The 21,386-nt window shown below is 73.9% G+C and carries 17 protein-coding genes; 8 read left to right on the forward strand and 9 right to left on the reverse strand.

All coding sequences use genetic code 11. From position 1 onward, the window contains the following. Positions 1–165: 165 nt before the first annotated feature. From OOK34_RS07860 to OOK34_RS07870, 3 genes are all read right to left on the reverse strand, one after another. Positions 166–1,320: a VWA domain-containing protein gene (locus OOK34_RS07860; RefSeq protein WP_267033156.1), complete on the reverse strand. Its 1,155-nt coding sequence runs from the start codon at positions 1,318–1,320 to the stop codon at positions 166–168. 234 nt (positions 1,321–1,554) lie between these two features. Then, on the reverse strand, positions 1,555–3,816 hold the full coding sequence (locus OOK34_RS07865) for a DUF5682 family protein (RefSeq protein WP_267033157.1): 2,262 nt from the start codon (positions 3,814–3,816) through the stop codon (positions 1,555–1,557). Continuing rightward, positions 3,813–4,919: an AAA family ATPase gene (locus tag OOK34_RS07870; protein WP_267033158.1), complete on the reverse strand. Its 1,107-nt coding sequence runs from the start codon at positions 4,917–4,919 to the stop codon at positions 3,813–3,815. Before OOK34_RS07870 ends, OOK34_RS07865 begins: the two co-directional genes overlap by 4 nt. A gap of 134 nt (positions 4,920–5,053) precedes the next feature. Here OOK34_RS07870 and OOK34_RS07875 point away from each other — a divergent pair, with 134 nt between their 5' ends. Together OOK34_RS07875 and OOK34_RS07880 are read left to right on the forward strand one after the other, a co-directional pair. Further along, a complete protein-coding gene (locus tag OOK34_RS07875; RefSeq protein WP_267033159.1) occupies positions 5,054–6,400 on the forward strand; it encodes an SWIM zinc finger family protein in 1,347 nt (448 codons plus the stop codon). Between the two features lie 347 nt (positions 6,401–6,747). Then, a complete protein-coding gene (locus tag OOK34_RS07880; protein ID WP_267033160.1) occupies positions 6,748–8,319 on the forward strand; it encodes a DUF5691 domain-containing protein in 1,572 nt (523 codons plus the stop codon). 271 nt (positions 8,320–8,590) lie between these two features. On the opposite strand, the gene OOK34_RS07885 is transcribed toward OOK34_RS07880, so the two are convergent. Continuing rightward, a complete protein-coding gene (locus OOK34_RS07885) occupies positions 8,591–8,995 on the reverse strand; it encodes a cobalamin B12-binding domain-containing protein (RefSeq protein ID WP_267033161.1) in 405 nt (134 codons plus the stop codon). Positions 8,996–9,205: 210 nt separating this feature from the next. Here OOK34_RS07885 and OOK34_RS07890 point away from each other — a divergent pair, with 210 nt between their 5' ends. Together OOK34_RS07890 and OOK34_RS07895 are read left to right on the forward strand one after the other, a co-directional pair. Next, entirely contained in the window at positions 9,206–10,078 is an 873-nt protein-coding gene (locus OOK34_RS07890) for a triacylglycerol lipase (protein WP_267033162.1), read from the forward strand. 273 nt (positions 10,079–10,351) lie between these two features. Then, entirely contained in the window at positions 10,352–11,869 is a 1,518-nt protein-coding gene (locus tag OOK34_RS07895; RefSeq protein WP_267033163.1) for a M23 family metallopeptidase, read from the forward strand. Between the two features lie 21 nt (positions 11,870–11,890). Here the strand turns inward: OOK34_RS07895 and pcrA are convergent, their stop codons facing one another. Continuing rightward, positions 11,891–14,416, reverse strand: coding sequence for a DNA helicase PcrA (gene pcrA, locus OOK34_RS07900; protein ID WP_267033164.1), 2,526 nt, complete (start codon positions 14,414–14,416; stop codon positions 11,891–11,893). Between the two features lie 86 nt (positions 14,417–14,502). Here pcrA and OOK34_RS07905 point away from each other — a divergent pair, with 86 nt between their 5' ends. Further along, positions 14,503–14,859: a hypothetical protein gene (locus OOK34_RS07905; protein WP_267033165.1), complete on the forward strand. Its 357-nt coding sequence runs from the start codon at positions 14,503–14,505 to the stop codon at positions 14,857–14,859. A 145-nt stretch (positions 14,860–15,004) separates the two neighbouring features. After that, entirely contained in the window at positions 15,005–16,069 is a 1,065-nt protein-coding gene (locus tag OOK34_RS07910) for a C40 family peptidase (protein ID WP_267033166.1), read from the forward strand. Positions 16,070–16,093: 24 nt separating this feature from the next. Here the strand turns inward: OOK34_RS07910 and OOK34_RS07915 are convergent, their stop codons facing one another. The 3 genes from OOK34_RS07915 to OOK34_RS07925 form a co-directional block, all read right to left on the reverse strand. Then, positions 16,094–17,206, reverse strand: coding sequence for an esterase family protein (locus OOK34_RS07915; RefSeq protein ID WP_267033167.1), 1,113 nt, complete (start codon positions 17,204–17,206; stop codon positions 16,094–16,096). A 71-nt stretch (positions 17,207–17,277) separates the two neighbouring features. Next, complete coding sequence (locus OOK34_RS07920) at positions 17,278–17,967, reverse strand: response regulator transcription factor (protein ID WP_267033168.1); 690 nt, start codon at positions 17,965–17,967, stop codon at positions 17,278–17,280. Beyond that, a complete protein-coding gene (locus OOK34_RS07925) occupies positions 17,964–19,250 on the reverse strand; it encodes an ATP-binding protein (RefSeq protein ID WP_267033169.1) in 1,287 nt (428 codons plus the stop codon). The genes OOK34_RS07920 and OOK34_RS07925 overlap by 4 nt, the downstream gene beginning before the upstream one ends. Before the next feature lie 131 nt (positions 19,251–19,381). Between OOK34_RS07925 and OOK34_RS07930 the strand changes: the two genes are divergently transcribed. Both OOK34_RS07930 and OOK34_RS07935 read left to right on the forward strand, forming a co-directional pair. Further along, entirely contained in the window at positions 19,382–20,707 is a 1,326-nt protein-coding gene (locus OOK34_RS07930) for a PspC domain-containing protein (RefSeq protein WP_267033170.1), read from the forward strand. Next, positions 20,694–20,918 (forward strand): hypothetical protein, encoded by a 225-nt coding sequence (locus OOK34_RS07935; RefSeq protein WP_267033171.1) that lies wholly within the window; start codon positions 20,694–20,696, stop codon positions 20,916–20,918. Before OOK34_RS07930 ends, OOK34_RS07935 begins: the two co-directional genes overlap by 14 nt. Here OOK34_RS07935 and OOK34_RS07940 read toward each other — a convergent pair. Further along, positions 20,882–21,370, reverse strand: coding sequence for a DoxX family protein (locus tag OOK34_RS07940; RefSeq protein ID WP_267033172.1), 489 nt, complete (start codon positions 21,368–21,370; stop codon positions 20,882–20,884). The two genes, OOK34_RS07935 and OOK34_RS07940, sit on opposite strands and share 37 nt — an antisense overlap. Positions 21,371–21,386 lie beyond the last annotated feature (16 nt).

A 21,386-nucleotide genomic window follows, 5' to 3' on the forward strand; every position in this document is an offset into this window, starting at 1 on the left:
GTGACCGTGGACGCGGCATGTCCGTCTCGCAGGTTATCCCCGTGGGACGTAGGTCCCTAAATCGCAGATCACACCTGAGCGGTGATACCTGTCACAGATCGCCTCACGCCGCAACTGCATCTTCGTGCGATCCGCCGATTTCCCTCCGCACCGGGGCAGACCTCGTCAGGGGATCGGCAGGGGGCGCTTCTCCAGCGCGGCCGCCATCACCTCCGGGAACAGGTCGGGGGTGCAGGCGAAGGCGGGCGCGCCCAGCGCGGCCAGTGCCGCCGCGTGCTCGCGGTCGTAGGCGGGGGCGCCCTCGTCGGACAGTGCGAGCAGGGTCACGAACTCCACACCGGCCCCCTTCATCGCGGCCACCCGCTTCAGCATCTCGTTGCGTATGCCGCCCTCGTAGAGGTCACTGATCAGGACGACGACCGTGTCGGCTGGCCGGGTGATCTTCGACTGGCAGTAGGCGAGGGCGCGGTTGATGTCGGTGCCGCCGCCGAGCTGGGTGCCGAACAGGACGTCGACCGGGTCGTCGAGCTGATCGGTCAGGTCGACCACCGCCGTGTCGAAGACGACGAGCCGGGTGGCGATCGACCGCATGGAGGCGAGGACCGCCCCGAAGACGGAGGCGTAGACGACCGAGGCCGCCATCGAGCCCGACTGGTCGATGCAGAGGATCACCTCCTTCTTCACCGACTGCGAGGCCCGGCCGTAGCCGACGAGCCGCTCGGGCACGACGGTCCGGTACTCGGGGAGGTAGTTCTTCAGGTTGGCCCGGATGGTCCGGTCCCAGTCGATGTCCCGGTGGCGGGGGCGGCTGATCCGCGCCGAGCGGTCCAGTGCGCCCGTGAGGGTGGCCCGGGTGCGGGTCGCGAGGCGCTTCTCCAGCTGTTCGACCACCTTGCGGACCACGGCCCGCGCCGTCTCCTTGGTGGTGTCGGGCATGGCCTTGTTCAGCGACAGCAGGGTGCCGACCAGGTGGACGTCCGGCTCGACCGCCTCGAGCATCTCCGGCTCCAGCAGGAGCGCGGACAGGCCGAGCCGCTCGATGGCGTCCCGCTGCATGACCTGGACCACCGGGCCGGGGAAGTACGTACGGATGTCCCCGAGCCAGCGCGCCACGCGCGGCGCGCTGCCCCCGAGCCCGGCCGACCGCTCCCCCTGGGGCCGGCCGGCACCGCCGCCGTAGAGCGCCTCCAGCGCCCCGTCCATCGCCGCGTCCCGCCCGCTCAGCGCGCGGCCCGTCCCGTCGCACTCGCCGCCGCCGAGCACCAGCCGCCATCGGCGCAGCCGCTCGCCTCCGGCGGTTTCCGGGTCCCTCTCCGTCATCTGCCGATCCCCTCGACTCGTTCCGTGTGTGCCGCTGCGCGGGGCCGATTCCCCTCCCCGCCCTTCCACCGTTCCTCCCCCAGCTACCGCTGGGTGGTGCCCCCAGGGCTCTGCCCGGACCCGCGCCTCAAGCGCCGGCGGGGCTGAATGTGCTGGCCCGCCCCGCCAGGGCGGCCGCAGCCGCCCGACCACCGACCCCCGGCCCCCGGCCCCCGGACCCCGGACCCCGGAGCGTCAGGCGGCCGCAGCAGTGAGCAGGAGCCGGGCCAGCCCGACCATCGCGTCGGCCCGGGCCGGGTCCAGGTCCGGGGCGAAGCCCGCGGGGGCCGCCCCGGAGGCCGCGGACGCCGCACGGGCGCCCGGGCCGCGCCGGACCAGCTCGCCCAGGGTCCGCTTCACACCCGGCTCGTACGCCCCGAAGGTGCGCCGCAGCAGCGGCAGTACGTCGATGAAGGCGCCCTCCGGCACCGACACCAGCCAGGCGTCGATCAGGCCCAGCAGCCGCTCGTCGTGGACCAGCAGCGTCCCGCCGCCCGCTCCCCCGCCGGCGAACCCCTCGATCCAGCCCGCCGCGTCGGCCGGGGAGCCCGCTGGGGACAGGGCGAGCCCCATCAGCCGCGCCGTCTCCTCCGCCGGGAGCCGGCCCTCGTCCAGCAGCAGCCGCGCGGCCCGGCCGCGTATCTGCCCGGGTACGCTCTCCCGCCCGGCCAGCGTCCGCAGCACCGCCGACCAGCGCTCCCGGAGCCCCTGGTCCGTGTCGGCCAGCAGCCCGACCGCTCCGTGCACCCCGTCGATGTGGCCCCGGAGCTCCGCCGCCCCGTCGGCGTCGAGCCCGGCGGCGCAGGCCGGCGGCAGGGCCACGCAGATCCGCTCGGCCAGCCCGGCGGCGACCGTGCCGAGGGCCGCCGCGTCCGTCCCCCGCACGTCCCCGTACCGCAGCGAACGCGCCAGCGCGGGCAGCGCCTTGGCCAGCCGCGCCACGTCGGTGTCCAGGGCGGCCCGGTCCGCGAGCGCCCGCAGTACGGCGGGCAGCGCCTGCGACAGCCCGGCCAGCAGGCACCGCTCGGCCAGAGCCGTGACCTCTCCCAGCTCCTCGGCGCCCGCCGCGTCGGCCTCCGCCCTGGCGGTGGCCGCCCCCAGGACGGTGGTGCCCCAGATCCCGGCCTCGGCGACCCGCACCGACAGCTCCGGCTCCCAGCACAGGCGCCAGGTCTCCCGGAAAGTGCCCGTGCCGCCGCGGGAGGCGGTGGGTATGCCCCAGTCGACCCCGAGCAGCCGCAGCCGGTGCAACAGCAGGGACTTGGCCGCGTCGGAGTCCTTGCGCAGGTCCAGCTCCAGGTCGCGCCGCTGCGCCTCGGCCTTGAGCCGCAGGGAGCGCTGCCGGCGGGTGAGGTCCCGCTGGAGCGGTACGACGGGCGCCGCGTCCGGGACCTCGCCGAGCACGTCCCCGACCACGAGCCGGTCCTCGACCAGCGCGAGCGGTATGTCGGAGCCGTCGCACATCACGGCCCGGACCGCCTCCAGGGTCTCGGTGAGCCCGGGCAGCGGGCGGCCCCGCACGGCGGCCAGGGTCTCGGCCAGCCGCACGGCCTCGATGACGTGCGCCGAGGAGACCTGCCGGTCCTCCTCCCGCAGCAGTCCGGCGACCTTGGTCAGCCACCGCTCCACCGGCCGGTCGCGGGCCGCGAAGAGGTGCGCGTACCAGCCCGGCGAGGTGATGCCCGCGCCGTATCCGCCGGCCCGGGCGAGCCTGCGGTGGGTCCACGGCACCCAGGTGGTCTCCACCTTGACCTTGGGCAGCCCGCCGAGCAGTGCCTTGTCCGCCGCCACCGTGGACCTGGCCCGCAGCGCCGGGACGTGCCAGGCGCCGCACACCACGGCGTAGTCCTCGCCGAACTCCCGGCGGGCCGCCCGCATCCGCTGGCGCATGTACGCCTCGCGGACCAGGTCGCGGGACCGGCCGCCGTCCCCGTAGGTCTCGCGCAGGGCTTCCATGGCCTCCGCCACGGCCTCGAAGGCGGCCAGCGGGTCCCTGGCCTCCCCCGTGGCCCGGTGCTCGACCACGTCCTCCCACCAGTGCTCGGGATCCTCGTACCCGGCGGTCCGGGCCAGCACACCGAGCGGGTCCACGGGCAGGGAGTCCGGCTCGTCGCCCTCGGGCCCGGCGGCCAGCGTGTGCGTGGCCGGCAGGTCGATGAAGCGCACCGGCACCTCCCGGGCCGGCGCCCAGCGGATGGCGACCCACTCCGGGGAGAAGGCGGCCAGCGGCCAGAACGCGGCCCGGCCGGGATCGTCCGCCGCGTGCGCGAGCAGGGCGACGGGCGGGCGCATCCCGGGCTCGGCGGCCAGCGCGAGCAGCGCGTCCCCCTCGGGCGGCCCCTCGATCAGCACGGCCCGCGGCTGCGCCCGGTCCAGGGCGGCGCGTACGGCCCGGGCGGAGCCGGGCCCGTGGTGGCGCACGCCCAGCAGCAGCGGCCCCGCGGCCCCCGGGCTCATGCCGTCACCTCCCGGCAGGCGCGGTAGAAGTCCTTCCAGCCGTCCCGCTCGCGCACGACCGCCTCGAGGTACTCCTGCCAGACGACCCGGTCGGCGGCCGGGTCGCGGACGACGGCGCCGAGGATCCCGGCGGCCACGTCGGTGGGGCGCAGGACGCCGTCCCCGAAGTGCGCGGCCAGGGCCAGTCCGCCGGTGACCACGGAGATGGCCTCGGCGGTGGAGAGGGTGCCGCTCGGCGACTTCACCTTGGTGCGGCCGTCGTCGGTGACCCCGTCGCGCAGCTCCCGGAAGACGGTGACGACGCGGCGGATCTCCTCCAGGCCCTCGGGCGCGGCGGGCAGGTCCAGGGCGCGGCCCATCTGGTCCACGCGGCGGGCGACGATGTCCACCTCGGCGTCGGCGGTGGCCGGCAGGGGCAGCACCACGGTGTTGAAGCGGCGGCGCAGCGCGCTGGAGAGCTCGTTCACCCCGCGGTCGCGGTCGTTGGCGGTGGCGATGAGGTTGAAGCCGCGCACGGCCTGCACCTCATCGCCGAGCTCCGGTATCGGGAGCGTCTTCTCGGACAGGACGGTGATGAGGGTGTCCTGGACGTCGGCGGGGATGCGCGTGAGCTCCTCGACCCGGGCGGTCATGCCCTCGGCCATGGCCCGCATGACGGGGCTGGGGACGAGGGCTTCGCGGCTGGGGCCGTGGGCGAGGAGGCGGGCGTAGTTCCAGCCGTAGCGGATGGCCTCCTCGGGGGTTCCGGCCGTGCCCTGGACCAGGAGGGTGGAGTCGCCGCTGACGGCGGCGGCGAGGTGTTCGGACACCCAGGTCTTGGCGGTGCCGGGGACGCCGAGCAGGAGCAGGGCCCGGTCGGTCGCGAGCGTGGTGACGGCGACCTCGACGATCCGGCGCGGGCCGACGTACTTGGGTGTGATGACGGTGCCGTCGGCGAGCGTGCCGCCCTGCAGGTAGGTGGCCACGGCCCACGGGGAGAGCTTCCAGCGGGCCGGGCGGGGCCGGTCGTCGGCGGCTGCCAGGGCTTTCAGTTCGTGCGCGAAGGCGTCTTCGGCGTGCGGGCGCAGTACCTCGGTACCGGTGCCGTTCTCGGGCGTGGTCATGGTCCCCCTCCAATGCTCGGCAGCCGTTCCCGACTGCTGGATCCACCGTGCACCATGCCACTGACAACGCCCCCTGCTCCGGCCGTTGTTGCAGGTCAGAGCGATTGTCAGTGGGGGTCTCTACGGTGGTTCACATGACTGAGCAGGGGGTCCGCTGGACGGCGGAACAGGTACTGGCTCTGGCTCCTGACGAGGCATCACGCAAGGCGGGGGGCAGGCTGGGAGGAGGGGGTCCGTGGTCACAGACCGGAGGTTCCGCTTCCGGTGCGGTGTGGGGGTTGTGCAAGGGCAGCGGCAGCAAGCCGTACCGGACGGTCGTCGACCTGACGGGGCCCGCGTACAACTGCTCCTGCCCGAGCCGGAAGTTCCCGTGCAAGCACGCGCTGGGGCTGCTGCTGCTCTGGGCGGCGGAGGGGCTGGGCGATCCGGCCGAGGCTCCGGACTGGGCGGAGCAGTGGCTGGCCGGGCGGGCGGCGAAGGCCGCGCGCCCGGCGGCCGCCGCGGCCGGCCCGGTGGACGCGGAGGCGGCCCGCAAGCGGGCGGAGCGGCGGGCCGAGCGCATCGGCGCGGGCGTCACCGAGCTGGAGCAGCGGCTCGTGGACCTGTTGCGCGGCGGGATCGCCGGACAGCAGCAGGCCGGATACGCGCCATGGGAGGAGGCAGCGGCCCGGATGGTCGACGCCCAGGCGCCCGGACTGGCCGCGCAGGTAAGGGAGTTGGGAGCAATACCCGGTTGCGGCCCCGGCTGGCCCGCCCGGATGCTTGAGGAGTTCGCGCTGCTGCACCTGCTGGACAGGGGCTGGCTGGGGGTGTCCGGGCTGCCGGAGCCGCTGGCCGCCACCGTCCGGAGCCGGGTGGGGCTGCCGTCCCCGGCGGAGGGTGAGGCCGTCCGGGACCACTGGCTCGTACTGGCCCAGTACGACTCGGTGTCCCCGGACGGCCGTCTCACCACCCGCCGGATATGGCTGCGCGGGCTGGAGAGCGGACGACCGGCGCTGGTACTGGACTTCGGCCCGCCCGGGCGGCCGCCGGCACTGGCGCTGCCCGTCGGGCTGGTGCTGGAGGCGGAAGCCCGCTTCCGGCCCGGATCGGCGGGGCTGCGGGCGGATTTGGGGGACCGTACCGCGGCCGCGGTACCGGCCGCCCGCACTCCGCCCGGGGTCGGCACCGGCGAGGCCCTGGAGGCCTACGGGGCCGCGCTGCGGGAGGACCCGTGGCTCGACTCCTGGCCGGTGGTCCTCGGCCCCGTGATCCCGATACCGGGAGAAGGGGGCGAGGGGGCCTGGCAGCTCGCGGACGCGCAGGGGACGTCCGCACTGCCGGTGGCGCTCGCCGCGGGCCGCTCGCGGTCCGGGCTGTGGCAGCTGGCCGCCCTCTCGGGCGGCGGCCCCGTCACGGTCTTCGGCGAGTGCGGCCACCGGGGCTTCACCCCGCTGACGGCCTGGCAGCCCGGCTCGGCGGAGCCGGTGGCACTGGCCTGAGCAAGAGCGGAACCAACGGAAATCGCAGGGGGCCTGGGGGCCCGTATGCCGTCGGAGGGGGGCGGCACGGGAGGAACGCGCGAGGAGGGACGCGCGGCGCGGGGGCGCCGGCGCGCGGAAGAACGAGAAGCCGGGGGGCTTGTATGAACGACAACCACGCCAGCTGAACGCAGTCGAGCCGCACACCGGCGGCCCCGGTCCCGCGGAGGGGGCGGGACCGGGGCCGCCGTCCGGCACGACCGGCGACCGGTGACTGGCGACTGGCACCGGCGACCGGTGACCGGTGACCGGCCAGGCACGAGGCACGAGGCACGAGCACGAGGCACGAGCGACGAGGGAGGGGTCCGATGGGCAAGGGTGACGAGGGATACCGGGACTGGGAGGAGCTGGTCACTGCCGCGCTGCTGGGTACCGAGCGGCGGGGCGGCTCACCGGAGGAGCTGCTCGACGCGGCGGCCGTACAGACGCTGCGCCGCCGCGCCGGGCTGCGGCCCGCCGAGGCGGCCCGGCGGCCGCGGCCCGCGCCGCGGGATCCGCGCCCGGCGCCGCCGGATGCCGCCCGGCGGCGGCTCGCGCAGCTGCTGGCGGGCCGCACCGCGGCGGGCGGCGCCAACGGCCGGCGGGGGGCCGCCCCGGATCTGACGGAGCTGCTCCCGCAGTGGCTGGCGGCGGCCGGGCGGCACGGCTACCGGGCTCCGTCGGCCCTGGTCCCGGCCCTGCTGGACGCCGCCCGCGCCCGGACCGACCTGCGCCCGCAGGCGCTGGCCCTGGCCGGGGCGCGGGGGCTGTGGCTGGCCCGGCTGAATCCGGAGTGGCGGTTCGCGCTGCGCGGCGCGGCGGGGGGTAGCGGGGAACTGCCCGACCCCGCGGACCGGGAGGCGGTGGCGCGGCTCTGGGAGGAGGGCCTGTTCGCGGAGCGGGTCGCCCTGCTCGGCGCCGTACGGGCCCACGAGCCGGCGGCCGCACCCCGGCTGCTGGCGACGACCTGGGCCACCGAGCGGGCCGAGGACCGGCTGATGTTCCTCGATTCGCTGAGGGCGGGGCTGTCCGAGGAGGACGAGCCCTTCCTGGAGGCGGCGCTGGGCGACCGCAGCCGCAATGTCCGGGCGACGGCCGCCGAACTACTGTCCGCGCTGCCGGGCTCGGCTCTGGCCGGGCGGATGGCGGAGCGGGCGCTGGCCTGCGTGGGCCCGGAGGCGGTGGTGCCGCCGGCGGAGTGCGACGCGGGGATGCTGCGCGACGGGGTGGTCAAGCGACCGCCCGCCGGACGCGGGGAGCGGGCCTGGTGGCTCGGCCAGCTGGTGGAGGCGGCGCCGCTGTCCTGCTGGCGGGAGCGGTTCGGGGGGCTGGGCCCGGCGGAGATCGTGGCGCTGCCGGTGGCCGAGGGCTGGGCGGAGGAACTGCATGCCGCCTGGTGCCGGGCGGCGGTGCGCCAGCGCGACCCGCAGTGGTCGAAGGCCCTGCTCGGAGCGGCGTCCGCGCCGCCCGCGGCGGGCCCGGGCACGGCCTCGCTGGCGGAGCGGGCCAAGCTGCTGGAGACCCTGCCGGAGGAGGAACGGGCCGAGTGGGTGGCGGAGTTCGTACGCGCCCACGGGCTCTCGGAGGCCTTCCAGCTGCTCGGCGTGTGCCTGGTCCCCTGGGCGGGGGCGCTGGGCCGGGCGGTGGTGGACGCGCTGGACGCGGCGCGTGAGGCGGGCAGTTACCCCTGGAGCTTCAGCGGGGTGATGGGCCTCGCGGAGCGCTGCCTGGACCCTGCGGAGGCGGACCGTCTGGAGGCCCTGACGGCCACCGCCCAGGAGCCCCCGGAGGCCTCACCGGGAGCCGCCGCGTACTGGGCGGAGGCCTTTCAGCGGCTGGTGGCCACCCTTCGGCTCCGCGCGGCCATGCTCACCGAACTGGCCACCGCCCGTCCTTCTTGACGCGCCGCGCCCTTTCCCGACGCGGCCGGTCTGCGGGTGGTGGCCGCTGCGCGGGGCTGTCCCCTACCCGCCCTTCGCCCGTTCCCGCCTCAATCGCCGGCGCGGCTCACTACACGGCGCTCCGCGCCCGCGCCTCAAACGCCGGCGAGGCTGGATCTTCCAGCCCCGCCGGCGTTTGAGGCGCGGCGGTCTGGGGGCGGAGCCCCGGGGAACGGAGGAAGGGCGGGGCGGGGACAGGTCCGCGGAGCGGGAAACCCCGGCCAGGGGAGGGTCAGGCCTGGCGGACGTTGGCGTTGACCCAGTCCACGATGGCGGTGGTGGTGGCGCCGGGGGTGAAGATCTCGGCCACGCCCTTGGCCTTGAGCGGGGCGATGTCGTCCTCCGGGATGATCCCGCCGCCGAAGACCTTGATGTCCTCCGCGTCGCGCTCCTTGAGGAGTTCGATGACGCGGACGAAGAGCGTGTTGTGCGCCCCGGAGAGGATGGAGAGGCCGATGGCGTCCGCGTCCTCCTGGATGGCGGTGTCCACGATCTGCTCGGGGGTCTGGTGGAGGCCGGTGTAGATGACCTCCATACCGGCGTCGCGCAGCGCTCGCGCGATCACCTTGGCGCCGCGGTCGTGGCCGTCGAGACCCGGCTTGGCCACCACCACACGGATCGGACCGGTCACACCCATCGCACTGCCTCCCGAGTGAACGAACGTTAAGTACAGCATTGCGCACCGCACCGTTTCACAGTCAACGGGGAGGGGGAAATCACACGTGGGACGCCGTTGATTCACCACCGCCCCGCCGCCCCGCCACCGCGCCGACAGCCGCCCGGCACGGTGGCGGGGCCGCGTCGGCAGCACGGCCCCGCACCCAAGAGGTCCAGGGGGAGGCCGTCCATGGGGCTGACGATCGCACCGCTGCCCGCGCCGCGCACCGGCGCCGCCCTGCGCGCCGCGGTCCTGGAGGCGGCGGTGCTCACCGGGCACCTCCTCCTCTACCCCACCGGGATACGGGAGGAGCGGCCCGCCGCGCAGCCCGCCGCCCGGACCGCCGGGCAGCTGCCGCCCGTGCTGCTCCTGCACGGCTTCACCGACAACCGCTCGGTCTTCGTCCTGCTGCGCCGCGCCCTCGGCGCGGGTGGCCGGCGGCGCGTGGAGACGTACAACTACTCCCCCTTCACCCGCGACCTGCGCGTCACCGCCCGCCACCTCGCCCGGCGCGTCGAGGAGCTGTGCGAGCGCACCGGCCAGGACCGGGTGGACCTCGTCGGGCACAGCTTGGGCGGGCTGGTGGCGCGGTACCACGTCCAGCGGCTCGGCGGCGACGCGCGCGTGCGGACGCTGGTCACCCTGGGCACCCCGCACGGCGGCACCCGGGTCGCCCCCTTCATGGACGCGCACCCCCTGGTCCGCCAGATGCGCCCGGACTCTGACGTGATGGCCGAGCTGCGCGCGCCCGCGCCCGGCTGCCGGACCCGGTGCGTGGCGTTCTGGAGCGAGTTCGACGCGCTGATGACGCCCACCGGGACGGCCCGGATCGAGCATCCGGACCTGGAGGCGACGAACATCCAGGTCACCGGCATCGGGCATCTCGCCCTCCCCGTCCATCCCGCCGTCATCACCGCCGTCCGGCGCGCCCTCGACGGCCCGGTCAGCGCCACGGACCATGCGGTCGGCGCCACGGACGGCGCCACGGACAGCACGGCCCGCCCCGGCGCCGGCGCGGGACCCCGCGCGACGGGAACCGAAGGGCGGACACGGGTCGTCTGACCAGGCGTCCGCCCGCCTCCGGGGCCGCCGCCTCCCGGCCCCACGCGTACAACACCGGTCGACCTCCAGTCGAACGAATTTCGAACTCAAGGCCAAGGCTCGGTCTTTCGACGGCCGAAAGGCGGCCGAATGCCCGGTTCCGCCGAGGACGAAACCTTCAGAAGATTGTCGTGGCGAGTAACCGCCGGGTACAGTCACGCCACTGCTCTCCTCCGGTGAACCTTGAGTTCCCCGGCCACCCAGGCCCCCACTGCCGAGGCGAAAGAGAAGTTGGTGAACGACCGCCCGACGTCGGGCCAGTACCCCGATATGGGGTACGACGGCCTTTCCACCACCACTTTCGCTGGTGACCAGGCATACGTTTCCTATGAAACGCAGGGTCAGGGGTATCAGTTCGTCACGGACTACACCGCTTCCGGCAGTTCCGGGACGTACGACTCGTACGGCGGGTACAGCGGGTACCCGTCCGCCGCCGACACCGGTGCGTACGACAGCACCGCGTGGACCGCGCCGGAGAGTTACCTGTCGAGCGTCCCGGCCCAGACCGTCCCCGAGGACACCACGGGTTCGTGGGACGCGAGCGCCTGGAACTCCGCGGCCACCGAGTACCAGCCGAGCACCTTCGGCTACGACTCCACCGGCACGGAGCAGACCGGGCACTGGACCCTCCCCGGCTACGGGCAGGACACCGGCACGTACGACGCCACCGCCTGGAACGGCGGCGCCGCCGAGGAGACGACGGCCGCCGGCTACGAGGCCACCACCGTCGTCCCGGTGTTCACCGAGACCCCCGAAGCCGTCCCGTACGCCGAAGCCGACGCGTACGCCCACGACGAGACCTCCGTCTTCGAGCCCGTGGCCATCACGGTCGAGGACGAGCCCGGCTTCCCGGACGACGCCGTGCACGATCTGCCCACGCAGGCCATGCCCGTCACCCCGGCCACCACCACTACCACCGCTCCGCGCTCCGCGCGCCGGGCCACCGGCAAGAACGCCGCCAAGGCCGGCAAGGCCGGGAAGGCCGGCAGCGGCGGCAACGCCACCGCCGGAAGCCGTCGGCGCAGCCCGGCCAAGCGGTCCGCCCTGCTGACGGTCGCCGTGCCCTCCGCCTGCGTGATGGGGGTCGCCGGTGTGGCCGCCGCCTCCGTCGGCGGGCTCACGGCCGCCGACAAGCCGGCCGAGGAGACGACCACGGTGGCCGCCCCCGACCCGGCCTCGGTGAAGCCGGTCGAGGCGAACAACAAGCTCGACACGCAGCTGGCCGCCCTCAGCGCCGACGCGGGCGACTTCGCGGACCGCGCGAGCCGCACCCAGGAGCGCATCGACCTCAAGCAGCGCCAGGAAGAAGACAAGAAGAAGCGGGCCGAGGAGGCCGCGGCCAAGGAGGCCGCCCGCCCCAAGTTCGCGGTCCCCGTCGCGCAGCGCGGCCTGAGCGCCGGCTTCGGTCAGGCGGGCGGCATGTGGATGTCGGTGCACACCGGCATCGACTTCCCCGTCTCCTACGGCACCCCGGTCATGGCCGCCACCGACGGCACCGTGCGCACCCAGTGGAACAGTGCCTACGGCAACATGGCGATAGTGACCTCCCCCGACGGCACCGAGACCTGGTACTGCCACCTCAGCAGCACCAAGATCCGGTCCGGCAAGGTCAAGGCCGGCGAGGTCATCGCGTACTCCGGGAACTCCGGCAACTCCACCGGCCCGCACCTCCACTTCGAGGTACGGCCCGGCGGCGGCTCTGCGGTCGACCCCCAGGCGTGGCTGCGCAGCCACGGCCTGGACGCCACCTGAGGGCCGAGGGCCCGAGTCTCCCTACAGCTTCTGCACCGGCGCGTAGCGCAGCAGCAGCCGCTTCGGCTTGTCGTCCCCGAAGTCGATGGTGGCCTGCGCGTCCGCGCCCGCTCCCCGGACCTCCATGACGGTGCCGAGGCCGAACTGGTCGTGCGTGACCCGGTCCCCGACGGTCAGGGCGATGACCGGCTTGTCGGCGGCCCGGCGCGTGGCGAAGCCGGACGGGCCGGACTTCGTACGCGACGAGGACAGGAACGCCTCGGGCGAGGTCCCGAACGAGGTCTTCCCGGAGGACGAGGACGAGGACGAGCCGTACCCCGAGCCGCGCATCGGCCCCGCCGGCTTCTGCGCGGCGCCCGTGCGCTTCCACTGGAGGTACTCGGCCGGGATCTCCTCGAGGAACCGCGAGGGCGGGTTGTACGAGGGCGTGCCCCACGCGCTGCGCATGCTGGAGCGGGTCAGGTACAGCCGCTCGCGGGCCCGCGTGATGCCCACGTAGGCGAGGCGGCGCTCCTCCTCCAGCTCCTTGGTCTGGCCCAGCGAGCGCATGTGCGGGAAGACCCCGTCCTCCATGCCGGTCAGGAAGACCACCGGGAACTCGAGGCCCTTGGCGGTGTGCAGGGTCATCAGGGTGATGACGCCCGTGCCGTCCGTGTCCTCGTCCGGGATCTGGTCGGAGTCGGCGACGAGGGCGACCTGCTCCAGGAACTCGGCGAGGGTGCCGGAACCGGGGACCGGGGCGCCGGTCTCGGCCGCCTCGGCGACCGCTGCCTCCCGGGCCTGCTCGAACTCGAGCGCGACGGCCGCCAGCTCCTGGAGGTTCTCGATGCGCGTCTCGTCCTGCGGGTCGGTCGAGGCCTGGAGTTCGGCGAGGTACCCGGTGCGCTCGAGCACCGCCTCCAGCACCACGGCCGGGCCGGCGCCGGAGTCGACGATCGTGCGCAGCTCCTCCATCAGCACGTTGAACCGCTTGACGGCGTTGGTGGAGCGGGCGGCCATGCCGAAGGCCTCGTCGACGCGGCGCAGCGCCTGCGGGAAGGTGATCTTCTCGCGCATCGCGAGCGCGTCGATCATCGCCTCGGCGCGCTCGCCGATGCCGCGCTTGGGCACGTTCAGGATCCGGCGGAGCGGGACGTTGTCCTCGGGGTTGGCCAGGACGCGCAGGTAGGCCAGGACGTCCCGGACCTCCTTGCGCTCATAGAAGCGGACTCCGCCGACGACCTTGTAGGGCAGTCCGACGCGGATGAAGATCTCCTCGAAGACGCGCGACTGGGCGTTCGTCCGGTAGAAGATCGCGACGTCGCCGGCCTTGGCGTCACCGGCATCGGTGAGCCGGTCGATCTCGTCGGCGACGAACTGGGCCTCGTCGTGCTCGGTGTCCGCGACGTAGCCGGTGATCACTGCGCCGGTGCCGGCCTGGGTCCACAGGTTCTTGGCGCGGCGGTTCTCGTTGCGCTCGATGACCGCGTTGGCGGCCGACAGGATCGTCTGGGTGGAGCGGTAGTTCTGCTCCAGCAGGATCGTCGTCGCGTCCTTGTAGTCCTCCTCGAACTGGAGGATGTTGCGGATGGTCGCGCCGCGGAAGGCGTAGATCGACTGGTCGGCGTCACCCACCACGCACAGCTCGGCGGGCGGCAGGTCCGGGTAGCCGGGGCCGACCAGCTCGCGCACGAGGGTGTACTGGGCGTGGTTGGTGTCCTGGTACTCGTCGACCAGTACGTGCCGGAAGCGGCGCCGGTAGTGCTCGGCCACGTCCGGGAAGGCCTGGAGGAGGTGGACGGTGGTCATGATGATGTCGTCGAAGTCGAGCGCGTTGGCCTCGCGCAGCCGCCCCTGGTACATCGCATACGCCTGGGCGAGGGTCTTCTCGAAACCGTCGGCGGCCTGCCCCGCGAACGCGTCCTCGTCGATCAGCTCGTTCTTGAGGTTCGAGATCTTGGCGTTGAAGGCCTTGGGCGGGAACTTCTTCGGGTCCAGGTCCAGGTCGCGGCAGACGAGCGCCATCAGGCGCTTCGAGTCGGCCGCGTCGTAGATCGAGAACGACGAGGTGAAGCCGAGCCGCTTCGACTCGCGGCGCAGGATGCGGACGCAGGCGCTGTGGAAGGTGGAGACCCACATGGCGTTCGCGCGCGGGCCGACCAGGCTCTCGACGCGCTCCTTCATCTCGCCGGCGGCCTTGTTCGTGAAGGTGATCGCCAGGATCTGGCCGGGGTGGACGTTCCGCGCGGACAGCAGGTGTCCGATGCGGTGGGTCAGCACCCGGGTCTTGCCGGAGCCGGCGCCGGCCACGATGAGCAGCGGGGAGCCCGCGTGCACCACGGCCGCGGCCTGCTGCTCGTTCAGCCCGTCCAGGAGGGTCGCCGGGTCGATGACGGGGCGCGGGGCGCCGTCCCGGTAGTAGGCGTCCCCGCTCATGGGCGCGTCGAAGCGGCCGCCGAAGAGGTCGTCCGCGCCGGTCTCCGGCTCGGGATGGTCCTCGGGCGGCGGCGGGACCTCGTCGGAGGGGGAGAGGTCGGCCAGGAAGCTGTCGTCAAAGAGGCTGCTCATCGCCTTCCGAGTTTAGAGGGCGGGACCGACAGCCGGTCCCGCCCCCGGAAAATCGCCGGGAACGGGCGCCCCGTACGCTCCTCGGCATGACCGTTCTCACCAACATCTTCGTCGGCCTGCACATCATCGGGATCGCCTCGCTCCTCGGCGGCTTCCTGACCCAGATGAAGGCGATGGGCGCCGGTACGGCACGCTTCGTGCCCGCGATGCTGCACGGCGCGCTGACCATGCTGGTCACCGGCGTGCTGCTGGTGGGCTTCCGCGAGATGGGCGACGGCGACCCGCTGAACATGGTCAAGATCGGGGTGAAGCTCACGGTCCTCTTCGTGGTGCTGGCCCTCGTCTACGTCAAGCGCGACGAGGAGCACGTCGAGAAGGGGGTCTTCAGTGCGGTCGGCGGGCTGACCATCGCCAATATCTTTATCGCCGTCCTCTGGCACTGACCGGTCAGCCGAGACCAACCACAATCAGACACGGCCAGTTCTGATCATCTCGTCATCCGCCCGTTACCTTCAGGTTTAGCGTCCTCCCCCAAGAGCCCCGAGCCCCCCGAGATCTGTGGGACGAGCGGAAGGACGTGAGGCCCCCGTGGCCAGTCATCGAAAGCCCAGGCAGCGCCCGCTCTCCGGCGGCACGGTACGGACCGCCGCCACCCTCGCCCTCGCGGGCGCTGCCACCGCGACCGCCTTCGAAGGCACCTCGCACGCCGACCCCCAGCTCACCCCCGCCCAGGTCAAGGCGGAGGTCGACCGGCTCTACGGGGAGGCCGAGGAGGCGACCGAGCGGTACAACGGGGCGAAGGCCAAGTCCGACGAGGCCGAGCGGGCGCTGACGGGACTGCGCGAGGAGACCGCGCGCAAGACGGACCGGCTGAACACCGCCCGCAGCGCGCTCGGCTCGCTCGCCGCCTCCCAGTACCGCAGCGGCGGCCTGGGCCCGGCCCTCCAGCTGGCGATGGCCTCCGACCCGCAGGACTACCTGGACCGGGCCGGCCTCCTCACCCGGGCCGGCGACCGGACCGCCGCCGAGGTGGCCGCCGTACGGCGCGGGCTCGACGAGGTCGGGCAGCTGCGCGACAAGGCCGCCGGCCGGCTCGCGGACCTGCGCGCCCGCCAGGGCGAGCTCGCCGGGCACAAGGCCGTCATCGAGGGCAAGCTCGCCACCGCGAAGCAGCTGCTGGCCCGGCTCACCGCCGAGGAGCGGGCGGCGTACGAGGCCCGGTCGGGCGGGGACGACCCCGCCCCCACCACCCCCGCCGCCCCCGGGCAGCGCCGCCCGGCGGCCTCCCCGCCGCCCGCCGACAGCTCGCGCGCGGCCCGCGCGGTGGCCTTCGCGTACGGGGCGATCGGCAAGCCGTACGTGTGGGGCGCGACGGGACCGGGCTCGTTCGACTGCTCGGGCCTGACCCAGGCGGCGTGGCGCGCGGCCGGGGTCTCCCTGCCCCGCACCACCTACACCCAGATCAACGCGGGCCGACGGGTCTCCCGGGACCAGCTCGCCCCCGGGGACCTGGTCTTCTTCTACTCCGGGGTCACCCACGTCGGCCTGTACATCGGCAACGGCCAGATGATCCACGCCCCGCGCCCGGGCTCCACGGTCCGCCTCGCACCGGTCGACTCCATGCCCTGGGCCGGCGCCTCCCGCCCCGCGTGAGCCCCCGGAGCGCGGCTGGACGGCCTACGGCGTCTTGACCGTCTGGGTCAGCCACCCGAAGGTCTGCGGCAGCTGCTTGGACCAGGAGTCGAGGTTGTGCCCGCCGGTGACCTTCTCCGCGTGCACGGTGGTCGGGCTCTTGGCGATGGCGCCCAGGTCCGTGCCGGACAGGTAGCCGTCGTGCTCGGCGCCGGACATCCACAGCGCGATCGCCGGCGGCGCGGGCTGTGTCTGGAGGAGGTGCTTCAGGTTGTGGGTGCGGCGCAGCTCCGGGTCCTGGGACACCAGCGAGCTGGGCTCCTGGCCGGGGTCGTTGTAGCCGGACAGGGAGACGGCCGCGCCGTAGCGGTCGGGGTGCAGGATCGCCAGCTTGGCGGCGCAGTACGCGCCGGCCGAGTACCCGGCCACGCCCCAGGTGCGGGCCTCGTCGGAGGCGCGGAAGTTGTCCGTGACCATCTTGCGGACGTCGACGCTGAACCAGCTGTCGGCGTTGACCTTGCCGGGGAGGTTGGCGCAGCCGGTGTCGGCGTTGCCGAGGAGCATGGCGCGCGGGGAGACCAGGATGAAGGGCTGGACCTTGCCCTCCTTCATCAGGGGCTCCAGCACCTCGTGCGCCTTGAGCCCCTGGAACCAGGACTTGCCCGTTCCGGGGATGCCCGGGATCAGCTCGACCACCGGGAACTTCTTGTCCTTGTAGGCGGGGTCGTCGTACTGCGGCGGCAGCCACACCATGACGTCGCCCTTGACGCCGGAGATCTTGCCGTCGAGCTCGGTCTTCTTCACCCGCCCGCCGAGGCCGTCGACCGGCACGAACTCCTGGCGGACCTTGGGCTCCTGCCTGACCTGATCGGCCTTCTTCCCGCCGAGTCCGTCGGGGCCGAGGTCGGGGGCGGCCTGGACGTACTTCCCGGTGCCCATCAGGTCGCCCCAGGAGGCGTAGAAGTTCATGTCCCGGTTGACCGCGAGGAACACCAGGGCGACCGCGGTGGCCTGGGCGAACACCACCATCAGCCCGCGCGAGGCCACGCGTACGACGGCGGGGCCGCGCACCTTGCTCCACACGAACAGCGGCAGGACGACGGCGGTCACGGTCAGGGCGACCGCCGTCGCGAAGAGGGGGGTCCCGGTCAGGCTCATCACGCCACCCAAGAGGCAGGTGCGACACCCTCCGGTTGCCCTCCCCGCCTGCGGCGTGGATCACATCGGGGTCAGACGAGCCGGCGCGCGGTCGCCCAGCGGGTCAGTTCGTGGCGGTTGGAGAGCTGGAGCTTCCTGAGGACCGCCGAGACGTGCGACTCCACCGTCTTCACCGAGATGAAGAGCTGCTTGGCGATCTCCTTGTACGCGTACCCGCGCGCGATCAGCCGCAGCACCTCGCGCTCGCGCTGGGTGAGCCGGTCCAGGTCCTCGTCCACGGGCGGTGCGTCCGTCGAGGCGAAGGCGTCCAGGACGAAGCCGGCCAGGCGGGGCGAGAACACCGCGTCCCCGTCCTGCACCCGGAAGACGGAGTCCACCAGGTCGCTGCCGGTGATGGTCTTGGTGACGTAGCCGCGCGCACCGCCGCGGATGACGCCGATGACGTCCTCGGCGGCGTCCGACACCGACAGCGCCAGGAACCGCACCGGGTTCTCGGCCGCCGCCATCAGCGGGGCGCAGCGCCGCAGCACCTCGACCCCGCCGCCGCCGGGCAGGTGCACGTCGAGGAGGACCACCTCGGGGCGGGTGGCGGTGATGACGGTGACGGCCTGGTCCACGTCGGCCGCCTCGCCGACGACCTCGACGCCCGTGCGGGCCGTCTCCCCGATCTCGGCCTGTACTCCGGTGCGGAACATCCGGTGGTCGTCGACGAGGACCACGCGGACCCTCCTGGTCTCCGTCACAGCGCTGTCCTCGCTCATGCCGCCCTCTCCATCTCCAGCTCGACTACCGTGCCGCCGTCGGGCGCGGACCGCAGCACGGCGGTCCCGCCGTTGCGCTGCATCCGGCCGATGATCGATTCTCGTACGCCCATGCGGTCGTCCGGTACCGCCTCGATGTCGAAGCCCGGTCCCCGGTCCCGTACGGACACGAACACCGTGCGGCCCTCGACCTCCGCGTACACCTGTACCGGTCCCCCTTCGCCACCGTACTTGGCGGCGTTGACCATCGCCTCGCGCGCGGCCTGGATCTGCGCGCCCAGCCGCTCGTCGAGCGGGCAGTCGCCGACTACGACGACCTCGATGGGGACGCCGTGGTGGTCCTCCACCTCGGCGGCGGTCTTCTTCACGGCTTCGGCGAGGGTGGCCGGCTCCTCGGCCTCGTCCTTGCCGGTGCCCTCGGGCTTGTAGAGCCAGTTGCGCAGCTCCCGCTCCTGGGCCCGCGCGAGGCGGCGTACCTCGCCCGCGTCCTCGGCGTTGCGCTGGATCAGGGTGAGGGTGTGCAGCACCGAGTCGTGGACGTGGGCGGCGACCTCGGCGCGCTCCTGGGCGCGGATGCGCATCAGCCGCTCCTCGGAGAGGTCCTGGGTCATCCGTATCAGCCAGGGCCCGGCGAGCAGGGCGATGCCGACGAGGACGGCGAGTACGGCGGTGAGGAGGTTGCCGAGCTGGGCCGCGGAGCCCCGTACGACGATGAACACGGTCAGGCCCACACCGACCAGCACCACCCCGGCGAGGGCCCGGGCGGCCTGGAAGAGGCGCTTCTGGCGGCCGGCGGCGGCGCTCCAGTGGGCGCGGCGGGCGTTGTCGGCCTGGCGCCAGACGAGGACCACGCCGGCCCCGACGAGCAGGGTGGGCCAGATGTAGCGGCCGTTCTCGCCGCCGACGCGGAGCTGGGAGAAGAAGATGCCCGCTCCGACGGCCAGCGCGATCAGCCCGGAGACCGCTCCCTTGTCGGGTTTGCGCAGCCGGCGGGTGCCGTCGGGGAGGGCCTCGAAGAAGGAGTGGTGCCCGGTCTTGCCGCCCTGGCCGAGCGGTACGAAGACCCAGAAGGCCGCGTAGAGCAGTACGCCGAGCCCGTCCCCGAACATGAACATGCCGAGGAAGGCGAGCCGGACCCAGATCACGGGCAGCCCGAGGTGCCCGGCGAGGCCCCGCGCGACACCGCCGAGCATCCGCCCGTCGGCGCTGCGGTAGAGCTTGCGCTGCGGGACGTCTTCCGGGTCCGGTGCGTGCGGGATACGGGGGGCGGCGGCTACGGGCATGCCACCAAGGGTCACACGCCCGGGCGCGGCGCGGCATCAGGGCGTTCCCCCAGTTCGGTAGGGGGGATATCAGGGTTGCGCCAGGGTTGGGCCCGGTGCCGACGGCCCGCGCCGGCCGTCACCATGGACACATGACCGACGTACACGACGCCCCGCCGGGGGATCCGGGGGCGCCCTCCCCCGCCGAGCGGCCACCCCTGCGCCGCAGCAAGCGCGACAAGGTCCTCGCGGGCGTGTGCGGCGGCCTCGGCCGGTACTTCGACCTGGATCCGGTGGTGTTCCGGATCGTGCTCGGGGTGCTCGCCGTCACGGGCGGCGTCGGTCTGATCTTCTACGGGTTCGCGTGGCTGCTGCTCCCCCAGGAGGGCGAGGAGGACAGCGAGGGCAAGAGGCTGCTGACCGGCCGGGTGGAGGGTGCCACCCTGGCCGCCGTGTTCAGTGCCCTGGTGGGCTGCGCGCTGTTCCTGTCGATGCTGGACAACGGGGTGATGGGGGCCTTCTCGGTCCTGGTCATCCTGGCGCTCGGCGGCGCCTCCTACTGGTCCCGGCGCCACCGCGGCGCCGCCCCGCCCGAGGCGGAGGCCCCCGCCGCGCACCGCCCGGCGCCGCCCGAGACCCAGGCGCCGCCGGTGCCCGGCAGCCCGTCCTGGTGGCGGGACCCGCTGGTGAAGGACGGCACCACCGGCCCGGTCGGCTCCACCGGCTACCTGTGGGGCCCCGACGACAGCGCCGACGACGGCGCCCTCGGCGACGCCCTCGCCGGCTCCGGGGCCCGCCCGGGCGGCGCCCCGGCGAGGCCCCGCGGCAGCGCGCCCGCGCAGCAGGGCGGGGGCATCGGCGGCCGGGTGTTCCTGCTGGCCCTGCTGGCCGGAGCGGTGGGCACGGCCGCGGTGTGGGAGGGCAGCACGCTCGGGCACGCCCTCCAGGTGGGGTTCGCCTGCGCACTCGCCGTCTTCGGGCTGGGTCTGGCGGTCAGCTCCGTCAAGGGCCGCACCGGCTTCGGCACGGTCCTGCTGGGCCTGCTCACCGCCGGACTGCTCGCGGTGTCGGTCGCCCTGCCGCGCGAGATCGGCACCGACTGGCACAACGTCCACTGGCGTCCGGCGGCAGTGGCCGACGTACGGCCCGTGTACGAGTCGGGGACGGGGCTGGCCACCTTGGACCTGAGCCGCCTGGACGTGCCGAAGGGTGCCACCGTGCCCGTCCGCGCCTCCATCGAGGCGGGCCGGCTGAAGGTGGTCCTCCCCCGGGAGGTCACCGCGAAGGCCGACGTCTCGATCCACCTCGGCGACATCCAGCTGCCCGGGGACGACGGCCGCGCCGTCCGGATCAAGAGCGGCGGAGAGACCCGGCAGGAGACCCTGCCCCCCGCCGCCGGCACCGAAGCCGGCGGGACGATCGAGCTGCGCCTGGACGCGGGTGTGGGACAGGTGGAGGTGGCCCGTGCGGCGTCATGAGTTCCAGCCGGGACGGCTGCTGGCCGGTCTGGTCCTGACCGCGGCGGGCGTGCTCTACCTGCTCGACGCGGCCGGCGAGACGGACCTGCCGTGGTTCCTGGTGGTCCCCGTCGCGATGGGCGGGCTGTCGCTGGCCGCCCTGGTCGGGATGGTCACGTACGCCGTGCGCCGGGATCAGCGCGACCGGATCATCGAGTCGAAGGACCAGTAGGGCGCCCCCGCGAGGACGAGCGGGGTCCAGGCCATCAGGTAGGCCAGGTCGTTGCCGTAGTAGTACGGGGTCACGGCCCAGGACACCGTGAGCCACAGGCTGAGCGAGATCAGCAGTCCGCCGGCGGCCGCGAGCCGGGTCAGCACCCCGGCGAGCACGCCCAGCCCGACGAGGAGTTCCCCGATGGCGATGGCGACGCCGAAGCCGACGGGGGCCTTGAGGGCCAGGTCCACCAGGGCGGGGATCGCGGAGGTGTCGCGCACCCCGCGCATCAGCTCGCCGATCGAGCCGCTGCCGGTCTCGGCCAGGAAGCCGGCGGCCGTCAGTTTGTCGACGCCTGCGTAGACGAAGGTCACGCCGAGGAAGATCCGCAGCGGAAGGAGCGCGTAGCGGGTGGCCTGCTCTTTGAGCGGGGTGGTCCGCTGCCCGGATGGGGCGTCAGTTCGGGTCACGCCCCCATGTCTACCC

It is taken from the genome of Streptomyces sp. NBC_00091, from assembly GCF_026343185.1.
Lineage (GTDB): Bacteria > Actinomycetota > Actinomycetes > Streptomycetales > Streptomycetaceae > Streptomyces.

Excerpts from the sequence above, each read along its gene's own strand:
- OOK34_RS07870 (WP_267033158.1), bottom strand. The coding sequence starts at position 4,919 with ATGACCACGCCCGAGAACGGCACCGGTACCGAGGTACTGCGCCCGCAC.
- OOK34_RS07860 (WP_267033156.1), bottom strand. The coding sequence starts at position 1,320 with ATGACGGAGAGGGACCCGGAAACCGCCGGAGGCGAGCGGCTGCGCCGA.
- OOK34_RS07885 (WP_267033161.1), bottom strand. The coding sequence starts at position 8,995 with ATGGGTGTGACCGGTCCGATCCGTGTGGTGGTGGCCAAGCCGGGTCTC.
- OOK34_RS07920 (WP_267033168.1), bottom strand. The coding sequence starts at position 17,967 with ATGAGCGAGGACAGCGCTGTGACGGAGACCAGGAGGGTCCGCGTGGTC.
- pcrA (WP_267033164.1), bottom strand. The coding sequence starts at position 14,416 with ATGAGCAGCCTCTTTGACGACAGCTTCCTGGCCGACCTCTCCCCCTCC.
- OOK34_RS07875 (WP_267033159.1), top strand. The coding sequence starts at position 5,054 with ATGACTGAGCAGGGGGTCCGCTGGACGGCGGAACAGGTACTGGCTCTG.
- OOK34_RS07915 (WP_267033167.1), bottom strand. The coding sequence starts at position 17,206 with ATGAGCCTGACCGGGACCCCCCTCTTCGCGACGGCGGTCGCCCTGACC.
- OOK34_RS07880 (WP_267033160.1), top strand. The coding sequence starts at position 6,748 with ATGGGCAAGGGTGACGAGGGATACCGGGACTGGGAGGAGCTGGTCACT.
- OOK34_RS07905 (WP_267033165.1), top strand. The coding sequence starts at position 14,503 with ATGACCGTTCTCACCAACATCTTCGTCGGCCTGCACATCATCGGGATC.
- OOK34_RS07925 (WP_267033169.1), bottom strand. The coding sequence starts at position 19,250 with ATGCCCGTAGCCGCCGCCCCCCGTATCCCGCACGCACCGGACCCGGAA.
- OOK34_RS07865 (WP_267033157.1), bottom strand. The coding sequence starts at position 3,816 with ATGAGCCCGGGGGCCGCGGGGCCGCTGCTGCTGGGCGTGCGCCACCAC.
- OOK34_RS07890 (WP_267033162.1), top strand. The coding sequence starts at position 9,206 with ATGGGGCTGACGATCGCACCGCTGCCCGCGCCGCGCACCGGCGCCGCC.
- OOK34_RS07930 (WP_267033170.1), top strand. The coding sequence starts at position 19,382 with ATGACCGACGTACACGACGCCCCGCCGGGGGATCCGGGGGCGCCCTCC.